The sequence below is a fragment of the Planococcus sp. NCCP-2050 genome (assembly GCF_023708025.1).
GTDB lineage: Bacteria > Bacillota > Bacilli > Bacillales_A > Planococcaceae > Planococcus.
This window is the reverse complement of sequence record NZ_BRCX01000006.1, coordinates 133,682-147,754: the sequence shown is the minus strand read 5'-3', so window position 1 is coordinate 147,754 and position 14,073 is coordinate 133,682. Positions and strand designations below refer to the sequence as shown.

16 protein-coding genes are annotated in these 14,073 nt (G+C 44.2%); 6 read left to right on the top strand and 10 right to left on the bottom strand.

What is annotated here, in order from left to right:
- Positions 1–176: 176 nt before the first annotated feature.
- From NFU07_RS16125 to NFU07_RS16095, 7 genes are all read right to left on the bottom strand, one after another.
- Entirely contained in the window at positions 177–1,091 is a 915-nt protein-coding gene (locus NFU07_RS16125; protein WP_235198655.1) for a peptidylprolyl isomerase, read from the bottom strand.
- A 117-nt stretch (positions 1,092–1,208) separates the two neighbouring features.
- A complete protein-coding gene (locus NFU07_RS16120) occupies positions 1,209–1,394 on the bottom strand; it encodes a hypothetical protein (protein WP_235198656.1) in 186 nt (61 codons plus the stop codon).
- 60 nt (positions 1,395–1,454) lie between these two features.
- Positions 1,455–2,000, bottom strand: coding sequence for a DUF3267 domain-containing protein (locus tag NFU07_RS16115; RefSeq protein ID WP_251479959.1), 546 nt, complete (start codon positions 1,998–2,000; stop codon positions 1,455–1,457).
- Positions 2,001–2,106: 106 nt separating this feature from the next.
- Positions 2,107–2,667 carry an HTH-type transcriptional regulator Hpr gene (locus NFU07_RS16110; RefSeq protein WP_235198658.1) on the bottom strand — a complete coding sequence of 187 codons (561 nt, stop codon included), beginning with the start codon at positions 2,665–2,667 and terminating at the stop codon, positions 2,107–2,109.
- A gap of 363 nt (positions 2,668–3,030) precedes the next feature.
- Complete coding sequence (locus NFU07_RS16105; RefSeq protein ID WP_251479958.1) at positions 3,031–3,450, bottom strand: YtxH domain-containing protein; 420 nt, start codon at positions 3,448–3,450, stop codon at positions 3,031–3,033.
- A 123-nt stretch (positions 3,451–3,573) separates the two neighbouring features.
- A complete protein-coding gene (locus NFU07_RS16100) occupies positions 3,574–4,104 on the bottom strand; it encodes a tryptophan transporter (RefSeq protein ID WP_251479957.1) in 531 nt (176 codons plus the stop codon).
- Positions 4,105–4,219: 115 nt separating this feature from the next.
- Positions 4,220–4,642: an HIT family protein gene (locus NFU07_RS16095; RefSeq protein WP_251479956.1), complete on the bottom strand. Its 423-nt coding sequence runs from the start codon at positions 4,640–4,642 to the stop codon at positions 4,220–4,222.
- A gap of 104 nt (positions 4,643–4,746) precedes the next feature.
- Here NFU07_RS16095 and NFU07_RS16090 point away from each other — a divergent pair, with 104 nt between their 5' ends.
- Both NFU07_RS16090 and NFU07_RS16085 read left to right on the top strand, forming a co-directional pair.
- A complete protein-coding gene (locus tag NFU07_RS16090) occupies positions 4,747–5,496 on the top strand; it encodes an ABC transporter ATP-binding protein (RefSeq protein ID WP_251479955.1) in 750 nt (249 codons plus the stop codon).
- Complete coding sequence (locus NFU07_RS16085; RefSeq protein WP_251479951.1) at positions 5,480–6,679, top strand: ABC transporter permease; 1,200 nt, start codon at positions 5,480–5,482, stop codon at positions 6,677–6,679. The genes NFU07_RS16090 and NFU07_RS16085 overlap by 17 nt, the downstream gene beginning before the upstream one ends.
- Positions 6,680–6,719: 40 nt before the next feature.
- Here the strand turns inward: NFU07_RS16085 and NFU07_RS16080 are convergent, their stop codons facing one another.
- From NFU07_RS16080 to NFU07_RS16070, 3 genes are all read right to left on the bottom strand, one after another.
- A complete protein-coding gene (locus NFU07_RS16080) occupies positions 6,720–7,889 on the bottom strand; it encodes a M20 family metallopeptidase (RefSeq protein WP_251479947.1) in 1,170 nt (389 codons plus the stop codon).
- A 141-nt stretch (positions 7,890–8,030) separates the two neighbouring features.
- Entirely contained in the window at positions 8,031–9,026 is a 996-nt protein-coding gene (locus NFU07_RS16075) for a sodium:calcium antiporter (protein WP_235198663.1), read from the bottom strand.
- 58 nt (positions 9,027–9,084) lie between these two features.
- Positions 9,085–9,594: an antibiotic biosynthesis monooxygenase family protein gene (locus NFU07_RS16070; RefSeq protein WP_251479944.1), complete on the bottom strand. Its 510-nt coding sequence runs from the start codon at positions 9,592–9,594 to the stop codon at positions 9,085–9,087.
- Between the two features lie 209 nt (positions 9,595–9,803).
- Between NFU07_RS16070 and hemE the strand changes: the two genes are divergently transcribed.
- Genes hemE through NFU07_RS16050 form a run of 4 tightly spaced genes read left to right on the top strand, consistent with a single transcriptional unit; the run spans position 9,804 to position 13,748 of the window.
- Positions 9,804–10,850, top strand: coding sequence for a uroporphyrinogen decarboxylase (gene hemE, locus NFU07_RS16065; RefSeq protein WP_251479940.1), 1,047 nt, complete (start codon positions 9,804–9,806; stop codon positions 10,848–10,850).
- Between the two features lie 44 nt (positions 10,851–10,894).
- Positions 10,895–11,809, top strand: coding sequence for a ferrochelatase (gene hemH / locus NFU07_RS16060; RefSeq protein ID WP_251479968.1), 915 nt, complete (start codon positions 10,895–10,897; stop codon positions 11,807–11,809).
- Between the two features lie 27 nt (positions 11,810–11,836).
- Positions 11,837–13,255, top strand: a complete 1,419-nt coding sequence (gene hemY, locus NFU07_RS16055; RefSeq protein ID WP_251479936.1) for a protoporphyrinogen oxidase — start codon at positions 11,837–11,839, stop codon at positions 13,253–13,255.
- Positions 13,256–13,271: 16 nt separating this feature from the next.
- On the top strand, positions 13,272–13,748 hold the full coding sequence (locus tag NFU07_RS16050) for a FixH family protein (protein WP_251479934.1): 477 nt from the start codon (positions 13,272–13,274) through the stop codon (positions 13,746–13,748).
- Positions 13,749–14,073: the final 325 nt, after the last annotated feature.

Below are 14,073 nucleotides of genomic sequence, written 5' to 3'. Positions count from 1 at the left end.
AAATTCATGTGCACGCGTCTCCTCTTTTTTACTTGTTACTCGACATTTCAAGTATAAAAGAAATTGGAGATTGCGTGCCTTTTTTTGGGTTGAATTGTGTGAACACCCCAACATTTAGTGTAGAACCATAAAAAGAAAGCCCTTTGCCGACTAGGCAAAGGGCTTTCTTCATAGACTTATTCAGCCGGTGTTTCTTCAGTTGGAGCCTCTTCAGTTGGAGCTTCCGCGTTCATGATATCGTCGAAGGCACCTTTAAGGTCTTCATCTTTGATATCGATGTCTGCATCTTCCATCATTTTCGCGATTTTAGGGATCAACGCTTCTTGGTCTGCTTTTCCAACAGCCAATTCTTTGCGGATTTGGTCTTTTTGGTCTTCAAGAGCAGGCTGATCTTCCACTTGGCGTTTTTCCATTACTTGAATGATGTGGAAACCATGCTGTGATTGAACAGGTGCACTGATTTCTTCTACTTCTAAAGCATAAGCCGCATCTTCAAATTCAGGAACCATCGCGCCAGTTCCGAACCAGTCAAGGCTGCCGCCGTTTGCTGCAGATCCTGGATCTGTTGAGTACTCTTCAGCTAATTTAGCGAAGTCGCCGCCTTCATCCAATTCTTTTTTCACTTTGTTCGCTGTTTCTTCATCTGCTACAAGGATATGGCGCGCATTCAGTTCAGTTCCTTGGCGCTCATATTGTGCTTGGATTTCTTCGTCTGTCACGTCTACACCGTCAGTCAATGCTTTTTCCTGCAATAGGTTCAAACGGATGACTTTGCGGTAGCTATCTTCTGTTTGATTGTTTTGCTGAAGGAACTGTTCAAAGCTTTCGCCTAGCTGCTCTTCAGATTTTTTGTATTCTGCGTCGACTTCTTTGTCCGTCACTTCGTACTTGTCAGAAAGTACTTTTTCGATCATGAGGACTTGAACTGCTTGATCGCCGACAGAAGTTTTCATTTCATTGTATAACTCGTTTTCTGTGATATCGCCAACTTTAGAAGAGACAACAACTTCTCCTTCAGAACCGTTATCGCTGCATGCGCCTAGTACTAAAACGGATGCGGCTAAAGACAATGTTAATAGTGATTTCTTCATAATTATTCGCTCCCAACTTTCTATCTTGATGCCGTTAGTTACTATAACATAAACGTTTTAAAAATCAAAAAGTTTCTATGTCAAAAGAAAAAGCCCAAATGCCTAGGGCAAATGAACTTATGGAGTAAATTCTACGCCTACATATAATGATACCAATAAGATGGTAATTAATATATTGATTGTACGGAAAATTTTCTGATGGTTTTCTTCAGGAATTTCCCTAGACGTAACAAGAGCTAAGGTCATTCGGTTGATCTGGAACAAGTAAAATACGGAAAACATTACTACAAATGCGACTATCATGGATTTCCTCCCCTCTATACTTAGCTATTAGTATAACAAAGACGAGAGGAAAAAACAGGATTAGACTATTGCTTCCGGAACTAGGATTTCATATCCGGTTTCCGTTTCCTCGATTAAAGCGTCTTTTGGTGAATGCGCCAGATTCCGGAGATAGATCAAGTCCGTTAAGCACAAGCCGCAATGATAAGCGAGCAGCATGGCAAAATAATGGCTATATACAGGCATTGAGATACTAAGAATAATAATGATCGCATTGATCAATAAGAACGGGCTTAGCAAAGTGAATAAAAAACGTTTCTTGGAAACAGGTTCTTTAATATGCAAGGAAAACATCGGAAAAACCTTAAAGCTTTTTTTCACAACCAATTTGATGCATTTACGGCAGCCGACCAAAGGCAAAAAGTGAAATGCCTTATGAAGCGGATAAACGGCTAAAATCGCCAAGATGAAAAAGAAGAAATTCTGGTCGGACAGAGGATCAGGATATAGGATGTTCAACACGATGTAAAAGCTCATGAAAACGCCAAGCCCCATTAGTGCAGAAAGCATATAAACACGATCGAGTCCGTATTGTTTTTTTAAATTGATGGTTTTCCAGCAATGCATTATTTGCATCTCCTAAAAGTAGATTGCTCTTTTGAGTCGATACATACAATACAATGATTTAGCGATAAAAGCAAGACAGATTCATATTAAATTTTAGACAGCGTTTTCACTGCTTTTCGATTGCTTCAATCACATGATTTTCTTCATTGAATTTGTTCTCGATATTTTTAAAGGAAGCTTCAAAAATCTCCATGAAATCATCGCCGTAAATATTGCGGATCAAGGCCATGATATCCAAAAACTCCGGGAATTTCCCGTAAAGATTTCGAATCGGCAAGGAACCATCAATAACGGAGTGGGGAGTGTCATGGTACCGTTCGATCATCTCCTGCATCAGTTCTTCACCTTTTGGCGTCAATTCGACATATGTATTGCGTTTGTCGGTATCGCGTTTTGAAAAAGCGAGAAGCTCACGTTCTTCTAATTTTTTTGAAAAGTTAAAGGCGGTGGACACATGCATAACCCCGAATTTAGCAACGTCCGAAATAGAAGCCCCTTTTAAATGGTAAGAAATCCATAAAATGTGGTGTTCATTAATATTCAAGTCATAAGGTTTTATCCACAATTGCCAATCTTTTTCAACAGCTTTCCACAAGGCTTTCGATAATTGCCCAATGCGCTGGCTAAACAACATAGCCTCTTTCATCGTGTATTCGCGTTCATTCATTTCAGCACCAACTTTCCCCCAGAAAGATTTTTCTTTATTATAGCAATAAAGCAAACCTTATTAAAGTGCGAATAATAAAAAAATTTCCAAATAAAAAAGTGGAAGTGCCCGTTAAGCTCTGACAGGCATAAGACAGGCAGCCGAAGCGGCGATTTTTGCCGCACAGGCTGATTGGCTTATGACCCGAAGAGCTGGGCACTGGAACTGGACAATAAAAAAGTGGAAGTGCCCGTTAAGCTCTGACAGGCATAAGACAGGCAGCCGAAGCGGCGTTTTTTGCCGCACAGTTCAAAAAGCTTATAAGAAGTCGATGCCTTTAGACAAGCAATTTCCGGACAATAAAAAAACTGCCAAATGGCAGTTTCACTTGTCGTCCCTATCATCTGAATCGTGATCAGAGCTGTCGTCTTTCCCTTTATTGTCTTTTTTATCTTTTGTAATAGCATTCTGCAATTCCTCAATCGAATTTTGAATAGCTAAAATTTCAAGTTGTAAATGTTCTTTGGCAGGTGCTGTTCCTTCTTGCCAGTTTTCCATCGAAGCTTTTAAGCCATCCGCTGCTGCTGGAAATTGGGTTTTGGCTTCCGCCGATAATGTGGCGATGGATTCTTTCAATCCGTTCACTTTTTCTTTAACATCTGCAAGTTTCTCTTTCCAATCGGAAGACGTTGTTTTTACAGAAGTGCGAAGTTCTTTCCCCGATTGTGGTGTTGAAAATAATGTGGCTGCAGCTCCGGCTGCTAACCCTGTTGCAAGCCCTAAAAAAAATGTCGATGCTTTCATCGGCAAACGCCCCTTTCATCTATACCGTTCTTTTCCTCTATTTTACTTAATTAAAACATAAAGGTGAATGGGGATTCAATGAAAAAAAGCTTTTCAAGGAGAATGTCCTTGAAAAGCTTTGGATTATGCTGATTGAGTGACAGCTGTTTCGAATTTCGAACGTCTTACTAAAGTAAGGACAATCGGATAAATAAATGCGAAAGCGACACCGTTCAGCAGCATTGCAGGCAGCACCACTGTAGTGAAGAGAATTCCGAAAGGAATATCTGCACCGATGATGAAGATGGCAGATGACAGGAAGACGGTTCCTGACAATACCGTGCCTCCCGCACAAAGGGCGATGGCTACCGGCAATTTTTGTACGATTTTCTTTAAGATTAGAACAAATGCCAAAAAGACAAATGCCGTAATGAATTTATCAAGGATATTCGGAACAAATCCTCCTGGGAAAGTTGAAAACAGTCCAGAAATCACGCCTGTAGTTATGGCAAGCAAAAATACAGATTTAACATTCGGGAATAATAGGATTCCGATAAACATCATCGTCAACATGAAATCAGGTTTCATGCCTCCGCTAAACCCTGGGATGATCACATAAAGTGCAGCCCCTACACTGACCAATAAGGCCATTAAAACTAAATTCTTCGTATTCATTTCTCATCTCTCCTCAGCTCGACTCTTTTTTTGCTTTTTCCCGCACGTGCCCTCGTGGCCGCCGGCGAAAAAACTTATCCTGATTCTATCCTGTATAAGGTGCGAAAGCAAGCATTTAAGCCAATTTTTCCTTTACCTGTTCCGCTAGTTCCTGAATCCGCTCAGTTGTGAATTCTTTTTCTTTCGTCATCCATTTTGCGCCGAAGCCGTCCGTCTCGCCGTAGCGGGGAATGAAGTGGAGGTGGAAATGGAAAACGCTTTGGCCTGCTTTAGCGCCGTTATTGTTTAATAAGTTCATGCCTTCCGGTTCAAATATCTCTTTGATGGCTGCGGCAATTTTCGGTGCGACACTGAAGAGGTTCGAAGCTTCTTCCGGCGTCATGTCGTATACAAATTCACGATGCGTTTTTGGAATTAAGAGCGTGTGGCCTTTGGATAGCGGCATGATGTCCATAAAAGCATAAACATGCTCGTCTTCATAAACCTTCACGCTCGGGATTTCTCCGGCAATAATTTTGCAGAAAATACAATTTGTCATTGTCATCATCCTTTCCATTTTAATCAGTTTAACATATTTCATTTCTCTCAAAAGAAATCATTCAGGAGATTTGATACAATAGTGGAAAGAAAGAGGTGTTGAGATTGGCAATTTTGGAAGTCCAGTCGCTGACCGGGGGCTATACACGCAAACCCGTTTTGCAAGATGTGACATTTTCGATTAAAAAAGGGGAATTGGTTGGCTTAATCGGCTTAAATGGAGCCGGGAAAAGTACGACGATCAAGCATATCATTGGATTGATGGAACCGAAATCAGGAGAAATCCGCTTGAACGGCAAAAAGTTTGAAGAAGATATGGATGCTTATCGTTCATCCTTTTCCTATATCCCAGAAACGCCGGTTCTATACGAAGAATTGACGCTGCGCGAACATTTGGAACTGACGGCCATGGCCTATAATATCGAGCCGGCGCGTTTTGAAAAACGTTCAGCTGAACTATTGAAGGAATTCCGGATGGAGAAACGCTTGAAATGGTTTCCTTCCCATTTCTCAAAAGGGATGCGCCAGAAAGTCATGATCATGAGCGCGTTCTTAGTGGACCCGGCCTTGTACATTATTGACGAACCGTTTGTCGGGCTTGACCCGCTCGGCATCAAATCATTGCTCGACCAAATGGAGAAGCAAAAGAAAAAAGGGGCTTCTGTTCTCATGTCGACGCATATCCTATCTACGGCTGAACGCTATTGCGACCGCATCATTCTCTTGCACAATGGCCGCATTCGGGCGGTTGGAACTATGACGGATCTGCGGAAAGCATTTGATATGCCGGATGCTTCATTAGATGATTTATATATTGCGATGACTGAGGATGCTGTCAATGAAGAACTTGCATGAGGTATGGGATAACCGGCTTCAAAAATACATGCGGGAAGTCCAAAATTATTTAAAATATATTTTCACAGGCCATATCGCGGTTGTGCTTCTTTTCGCTATCGGCGCGGCTGGCTATGCTTATAGCGAATGGGTGCAGAACGTGCCGCCGGATTTCCCCGGTGCATGGCTCATGGCTTTTGTTTTTGCCTTATTACTGGCATTCAGTGCACCTTCGACTCTATTGAAGGAAGCGGATATGGTGTACTTTTTGCCGCTTGAAAGCAAACTGGATGAATTTTTGAAACCGGCGCTGAAATGGTCGTTTTTCTCGCAATTGTATTTGCCGGTGATTGCGTTTATCGTGTCACTGCCGATGGTCAATGCGTTATACGGTTTGCCGTCGTCTTTATTGATCGGATTGCCGATATTGCTTTTGCTGATCAAATGGTGGAACATCCAAACTGAATTTTCGTTCCGTAAAGCGAAAGCGGGAAGAGACGCCTGGCTTGACCGGCTGGTCCGTTTTGTTTTCGTGCTGCTCTTTGTCTATTTTTACGTAATCGGCAATTTGCTGATTGCCGTATTATTTTTGTTTGCCATGATTGTCTACGGCAGATGGGTGAAGGGGCAAGCGACTGGAAAAGCTTTTCCTTACGAGCATTTCATCCGGCTTGAAGAAAACCGGATGCTGCGGTTCTATCAATTTGCGAATTACTTTACGGACGTCCCACATATCAAAGGAAAAGTGAAAGAGCGGGCTTGGCTAAACTGGATTTACCGTTTGGTTAAAAATGGGCCGCAAAACGCGCATTTCTATTTGATTTTACGGACTTTTATCCGATCGGATGAATTGTTTTATTTATGGCTTCGCTTGACGGTCATTTCGATGGCAGGGGCTTGGCTGATCCCGTTTCCAACGGCCATTGTCATTTTTATCGCTGCCTTAGCATTTGCTTCCAGTATCCAAATTTGGCAGGGTTTAAATCAGAAACAGCATTTCCGCATGGATAATTTATTCCCATTGACGACATTCAGCCGAGAGCAGGCGGTCGGAAAACTGGTGTTGATTCTTCAAAGCATCCAAGCGGTGCTTGTGGCTATCGTTTTGCTGATAGCAGGAGAATTTATCGTAGCGTTGATCGCATTTGCTGCAGTTCTAGTTGTTTCCTCTATCACTTTAGCTTTTGCGAAGAAGAAAGAATGAAAAAAGGGTTGTCCCATAAATTTCTGGGGACAACCCTTTTTTATTCGTGGAAATTCAACGCGGCTGACCCTAACGTTTTGGCAGCCAAAAGCATTGCTTCTTCTTTAAAATCGAATTTCGGATGATGATGCGGGTAGACAGCGCCGTCCGGCATCGCGCCGGTAAAGAAAAAGGTGCCGGGAATTTCCTGCAGGTAATAAGCGAAATCTTCGCCTCCCATTTGCGGAGGGCAATTATAGACTTCATTGACTCCTGGAACGGCTTCAGCGATTTTCTTTACATACATCGTCTCTGCTTCGTGGTTGACGACAGCAGGATAGCCTCTAGAAAAAGTGAAATCACTATGGCTATCGGTGGCGATATTCGTTCCATCCACCACGCGCTGCATCTCTTTTTCCATCAGCAATCGTGTTTCTTCCGTAAAGGTCCGCACCGTTCCGGAAAGGACAGCATGGTCTGCGATGATATTATAAGGATTTTCCGCTACAAATGAAGTGACGGATAAGACTGCCGACTCAAGCGGATCCACACGGCGAGCCACAAGCTGTTGGAGGTTGTTGACGATTTGTGAGCCAATGACCACGGCATCTTTTGTTTCATGCGGCATCGCGCCATGGCCGCCGCGGCCCTGTACTTTTATCGTGAAGCTATCCGCTGCCGCCATAACCGGCCCAATACGGTAGTCGATGCGGCCGTACGGGGTCGTTGACCAGAGATGTGTACCAAAAATGACATCGACGCCTTCTAAAACACCCGCTTCAATCATCGGTTTCGCGCCTCCTGGAGCGAGCTCTTCCGCATGCTGATGAATTAATCGATAAGTGCCTTTCAGTTCGTTGCGCATTTCATGGAGTGTTTTTCCAAGAACCAATAAAGTTGCCGTATGGCCATCGTGGCCGCAGGCATGCATTACACCCGGCACTTGTGATTTATAAGGGACGTTTTCTTTCAAATCCTGAATGGGCAGGGCATCAAAATCTGCGCGCAAAGCCACAGTTTTTCCAGGTTTTGCACCTCGAATGGTGGCTACTACACCGTTGCCGCCAACTCCGTGTTTTACTTCGATCCCTAATTGTTCATAATAATTGCGGATATAGGCAGCGGTTTTGGATTCGTGGAAGGAAGGTTCCGGATTCATATGCAAATAGCGGCGGATCTCCACCATTTCTGGATAGCGTTCTTCTAGTTGTTTATATAGTTTTTCAAGCATTTCTGAATCTCCCTTCAATAGTCGAAATTGTTCTACTATAATCATAGCATATTAAATCGGACAGAACGGATGGGAATATAAGGAAGACCAGCAATCTAAAGTTGTACTGAACGGAAAAAGAGAGAGCACAAGGCTCTCTCTTTAATAGTTGAAATTCAGGAAAGTGGCCACAAAGTAAATAATCACCATTAAGATAGAAGGAACCGAATAAACCGTGCTGGACAATGTTTTCTTCTGAGTCAAAGCGTAAATGGTCAAAAGTGACATAGCCAATACGCCGAGTGCGATAATCATATGCGCCCCGGAAACTGCTGATAGGATAGGGCCGGCTGTATATACGGGATCGGAAATCGCTAAAATAATCATGTTGAAAATATTGCTTCCCAAAATTGCGCCGACTGCCATATTGACATTATTCAACCGCAACGCGACGAATACAGAAATGGCTTCCGGCAATGAAGTGGTGGCGGCAATCAGAAAACTGCCGATAAAGCTGGAGCCGATTCCGGTAATGACCGCAATTTCATCTCCTGTGATTGAAAGGGCAGTACCGGTTCCAAGAACGACCAAGGCGGCAAGGATGAATCGGATAACAGCGGCTTTTGCCGATAAGTCGCCGCTTGGGTTATTCGGCTCTTGTTCTGAAACTGCCGCTTCTTCTATAGAAGCATCTTGTGATTGAAGCTTATTGATGACGACCATACCGACAATATAAGCGATGGCGATAATTAATGCATCCAACCCGATTCCGAGGAAGGAAATATCGATTCGCAGCCATAAAGAAAGAATGACGAGTACAGTCAGTAACAAGCCGAGAAATGCCGTATACAAATGGTCTTTGCTGGCTCGTTCCAAAATCCGTCTGCGGCGCAGCAGGAAATCAAAAGATGCCAGGATAAATAAATTAAATAAATTGGAGCCGATCATATTGCCGACTGCGATGTCGGCATTGCCGATGGCTGCAGCAGAAAAGCTTGTCGAAACTTCAGGAAGGGAAGTCGCTCCTGCAAGAAGCAAAGTACCTACCATCATTCCGCCCATCGCAGTTTTCTCGCTGATGACATCTGCGTATTGCGATAATTTAATCGAAGCGATTACAGTTACAATTGCAGCTAGGACAAAGTAAACAAAAACCATTTAGTTTCCTCCAGTCGTGTATGTATGTGGGGAACCTCAAAGAATGAGGCTCACTTGATTAATCGTCTTGCGGCTTTGCTTTATAGGTTTTGATATAGGAAGAGCCTGAAAAGATATTCTGCCGTTTTTCGGCCGGAGCATCCGCCGGTTTATCATGCGCTTTTGAAAAAGCTTGTGATTCTTTCCATTTTTCAAAGAAAGCAGGAGACTCCCATTCCGTCAACACGACGTACGTATCCGAATCAGTAGGGCGCAGGACACGGAATGCGACATAGCCGGGTTCATTTTCGATCGCGCCAGCCCGGTTTTTAAAACGATGTTCAAAAATCGGACGGCCTTCGTCTGTCACCGGAATATGGTTCATAACGAAAAAGCCTTTTTCTTTAAACGTGCCGGTTCCATCCACTACTTCATAACGCCGCGGCGTCTGGAAAATAGTTTTCCCTTCCGTTTCATGGAGCAGCAAAGTCGTATTCTCCCCTTGCATCAGCACCATTGTTTCCTGCGGGTGCTTTTCTCTCATGTTCTTCATGAATTCATAAGTTCCTGTGGTCATAAATAAATTCATCCAAAATACCTCCTCATTCTATATTCTAATCTTATTCTTCCCTTATCTAAAAACATAAAACGCTTTATGTACAAGCTGTGAAGCGAGAAGAGTCTAATTTATGACATTTCCTTAAGGAATCTATACAATAGGAAGCGGAGCGTCTATAGTAAATACGGATAATGAAATAGAACGCAGTGGAAGATAAGATTGAAGGGATGAATAAAAACATGACAGCATTTAACGACACGTACTTAAGAGCTGCCCGCGGAGAAAAAACGGAACATACACCAGTATGGTATATGCGCCAAGCTGGCCGTTCACAGCCGGAATACCGCAAAATTAAAGAGAAATACTCACTTGAACAAATTACGCATCAGCCAGAGCTTTGCGCCTATGTGACAAAGCTTCCTGTCGATCAATACAATGTGGATGCAGCGATTCTTTACAAAGACATCGTGACGCCGCTGCCGGCAATCGGTGTAGACGTTGAAATCAAAGCTGGAGTTGGTCCGGTTATCGATAACCCGATCCGTACAATGGCAGATATTCAGCGCCTCGGCGAAATCAACCCGGAGCAGGACGTAGATTTCGTTCTAGAGACCATCCGTATTTTGACGCAAGAAAAATTGAATGTGCCGCTTATCGGATTTTCAGGCGCGCCATTTACTTTAGCGAGCTATATGATTGAAGGCGGCCCATCGAAAAGCTATAACAAAACAAAAGCGATGATGGCATCTGAGCCTGAAATGTGGTTTGCATTAATGGATAAATTGGCAGATACCATCATCCCTTACGTAAAAGCGCAAGTAAAAGCGGGAGCAAAAGCTGTTCAAATTTTCGATTCATGGGTAGGGGCTTTGAATGTGGAAGATTACCGCATTTTCATTAAGCCGGTCATGGATCGGATCTTTGCAGAACTTCGGACAGAAGGCGTACCTTTGACGATTTTTGGCGTTGGTGCGAGCCACTTGGCGAAAGAATGGCACGACCTGCCAGTAGATGTGGTTGGCCTCGATTGGAGATTGCCGATTTCTGAAGCACGCGCAATGGGATTGACGAAAACCTTGCAAGGGAACTTCGACCCTTCATTCTTGTTGGCTGATTGGCCGGTAATTGAAGAACGCGCCAAAAAGATTTTGGATATGGGCTTGCAGCAAGACGGCCATATCTTCAACCTAGGGCACGGGGTATTCCCGGAAGTACAGCCGGATACTTTAAAGCGTTTAACGGCATTTGTGCATGAATACAGTGCTGCCTATAAAGCAAATAATTAATTGAAGCAAAAATTTCTTATGAGGTGATTAAATTGAAAAAGACAATGGGATTATTGGTAATGGCTTATGGTACACCATACGAAGAAGCGGATATTGAACGTTATTACACGCATATTCGCCATGGCCGCAAACCAAGCGAAGAAAGCTTGGAAGATTTGCGCAGCCGCTATAAAGCAATCGGTGGATTGTCTCCGCTTGCGAAAATCACACAAGACCAGGCAGATGCTTTAGGCGCTCGTTTGAACGAAGTGCAAGATGAAATCGACTTTAAAGTTTACCTTGGATTAAAACATATTGAACCATTCGTAGAAGACGGAGTAGCAGCAATGGCACGCGACGGCATCAAAGAAGCTGTATCGATTGTCCTTGCACCGCATTTCTCTACATTTTCTGTAAAGTCGTACAATGGCCGTGCAGCAGAAGCTGCTGAAAAAGCAGGAATTGAGTTAGTGTCAGTGGAAAGCTGGTACACTGAGCCGAAATTCATCCAATATTGGAGCGAAAAAGTAAGTGCAACTTTCGCTGGAATGTCAGAAGAAGAACGTGCAAAATCTTGCTTGATCGTTTCTGCACATTCATTGCCTGAGAAAATCATTGCAAATGGCGATCCTTATCCGGATCAATTGAAAGAAACAGCAGCTTTGATTGCTGAAGCGGCAGGCGTGGAAAATGTTGAAGTAGGTTGGCAAAGTGCCGGCCAAACACCAGAACCTTGGATCGGTCCGGACGTGCAGGATCTGACTCGCGAATTATACGAACAAAAAGGCTATACGTCGTTTGTTTATACGCCAGTCGGCTTTGTAGCGGACCATTTAGAAGTATTATTCGACAATGACTATGAATGTAAAGTGGTATGCGATGAAATCGGCGCAACTTACCACCGTCCAGAAATGCCGAACGTCCAGCCATTATTCATCGATGGCCTTACAGATGTGGTATTGAAAAAACTGGCAGAATAATAATTGAATCGGGAGTGAATCTGAAACGTGACAGAGCGGACGCTGAAAGCAGCAGTCGTGGGCGGAGGAATTTCGGGCCTGTCTGCTGCATACTATTTACAAAAACAAGCGAAAGAGCAAGGCATTTCGTTGGATCTCACAATTATTGAAGCGGTGCATCGCTTAGGCGGGAAAATCCAGACGCTTCATAGAGACGGTTTTGTAATTGAGCGTGGGCCAGACTCGTTTCTTTCCCGCACAGAAAATATTAATGATTTGGCTAAAGAATTAGGAATTGAACATAAGTTGATAGCCAGTGGAGCAGGCGAAAGCTTTGTCATGGTTGAAGATCAATTGCATCCTATTCCGAAAGGGTCCGTCATGGGCGTCCCTACGGAATGGGGGCCATTTATCGCCTCGCATTTATCTTCGTGGAGCGGGAAATTTCGTGCGGCGGCTGACTTAGTCATGCCGAAATCTGCCGAATCCGCTGACCAGCCGCTTGGCAAATTCATGCGCCGCCGTTTCGGAAAAGAATTGGTGGAGAATTTAATCGAACCGATTTTCTCCGGCCTGTACGGTGGAAACATCGACCGCATGAGCCTAGCTTCCACATTTCCGGCTTTCTATCAAATTGAGCAAAAACATCGCAGCTTAATTGCAGGCGTGAAAAAAGACAATTCTCTGAACGTGGACTCCTTTACAACAACGAGTGAAGGGATCTTTCAAACATTCGAGAATGGTATGCAAACATTGATCGATGCTTTAGAAAGTGCTTTATCGGATTGCACTATCCTCAAAGGTGTGAAAGTCGATAAAATTCGGCGCGAGCAGGACAAAGCGCTTCTCCATTTGAATAATGATTCGGATCTTCTAGTGGATGAAGTGATTTTTGCGCTTCCCCATGAAAAAATCCAGCCTCTATTTGAATCGTTTGGCTTATTGGGGAATTTGAAAGAAATGCCATCAACTTCAGTGGCTACTGTTTCAGTGGCCTTTTCGAGAGAGGCCATTGATTCTTCTGCCGCAGATGGCATGGGATTTGTGGTTTCCAGAAACAGTGAGTTCACCATTACAAAATGTTTGGCCATGCATACAAAATGGCCAGCCCATGTTCCTGCCGGCAAGATGCTTTTTAAAGCATTTGTCGGACGGACAGGGGACGAAGCAGTAGTCGATTTATCAGACCGGGAAATAGAAAGAATGGTGCTGGAAGATTTGCGGAAAGCGATTCCGATTTCCGGGGAACCTGACTTTACGATTGTCACCCGCTGGAATAATTCAATGCCGCAATATCAAGTTGGCCACGAGGCCCGCACCCAAGCAGCCAAACAAGACTTGGAAAAAGCATTCCCGATGGTTCAATTGATTGGCAGTTCTTTTGAAGGAGGCGGCATGCCCGCTTGCGCCCAGCAAGGGCAGGCAGCAGCACTGGAAGCCATCAAGCGATTCCAGTCGAAGAAATGAATGCGGAGGTAAGAGCATGAAGAAATTATTATGGCTCGGCATGCCGATATTATTACTGGCAGCTTGCGGATCGAATGACGACGATTCAGCTGGTGCCGGGGATTCAACCCAAATTGTAGAAGTGGAAATCACGACACCACAGGAAGCGGAAGTGGCGGAAGAAGTCACATTATCTGTGACTGTTACACAAGGAAGCGAAACGGTAGAAGACGCAGACGAAGTCGTCTATGAAGTTTGGCAATCCGGTGACCGCGACAACAGTGAAATGATTGAAGCTGAACATACAGAAAACGGAATCTATGAAGCAGAAACCGTTTTTGAAGAAGAAGGCTTGTATTATATGCAAGCCCATACCACAGCCCGCCGCCTACACGTAATGCCGAAACAGGAAATCACGGTCGGCGATCCGGATCCAGCTTCTATCGTTCCAGATAGCAGCGATGATTCTGAGGGAATGGATAAGATGGATATGGATGAACATTCCGGCCATTGATGCAGCAAAAAGGCAAGCACCCAATTTGGGCGCTTGCCTTTTTTGTGTGTTCTTTATTACGTTCGCTGTTCTGTCTTATGCTTTTCGAATCTACACGGCGCTTCCGCATTTCGGTGTCCAGACTCCAGCGGCTAGCTCCTCGGGTCATAAGCCAGCCCAGCTGTGCGGCAAAGAGCGCCACTTCGCTGTTCTGTCTTATGCCTGTCGGAGCTGACCAGCCGCTTCCGCATTTCGGTGTCCAGACTCCAGCGGGCAGCTCCTCGGTCTTAAGCTGCTCTTCCTGTGCGGCAAAAACATGCCGCTTCGGAAGTTCATCTTAAGTCTG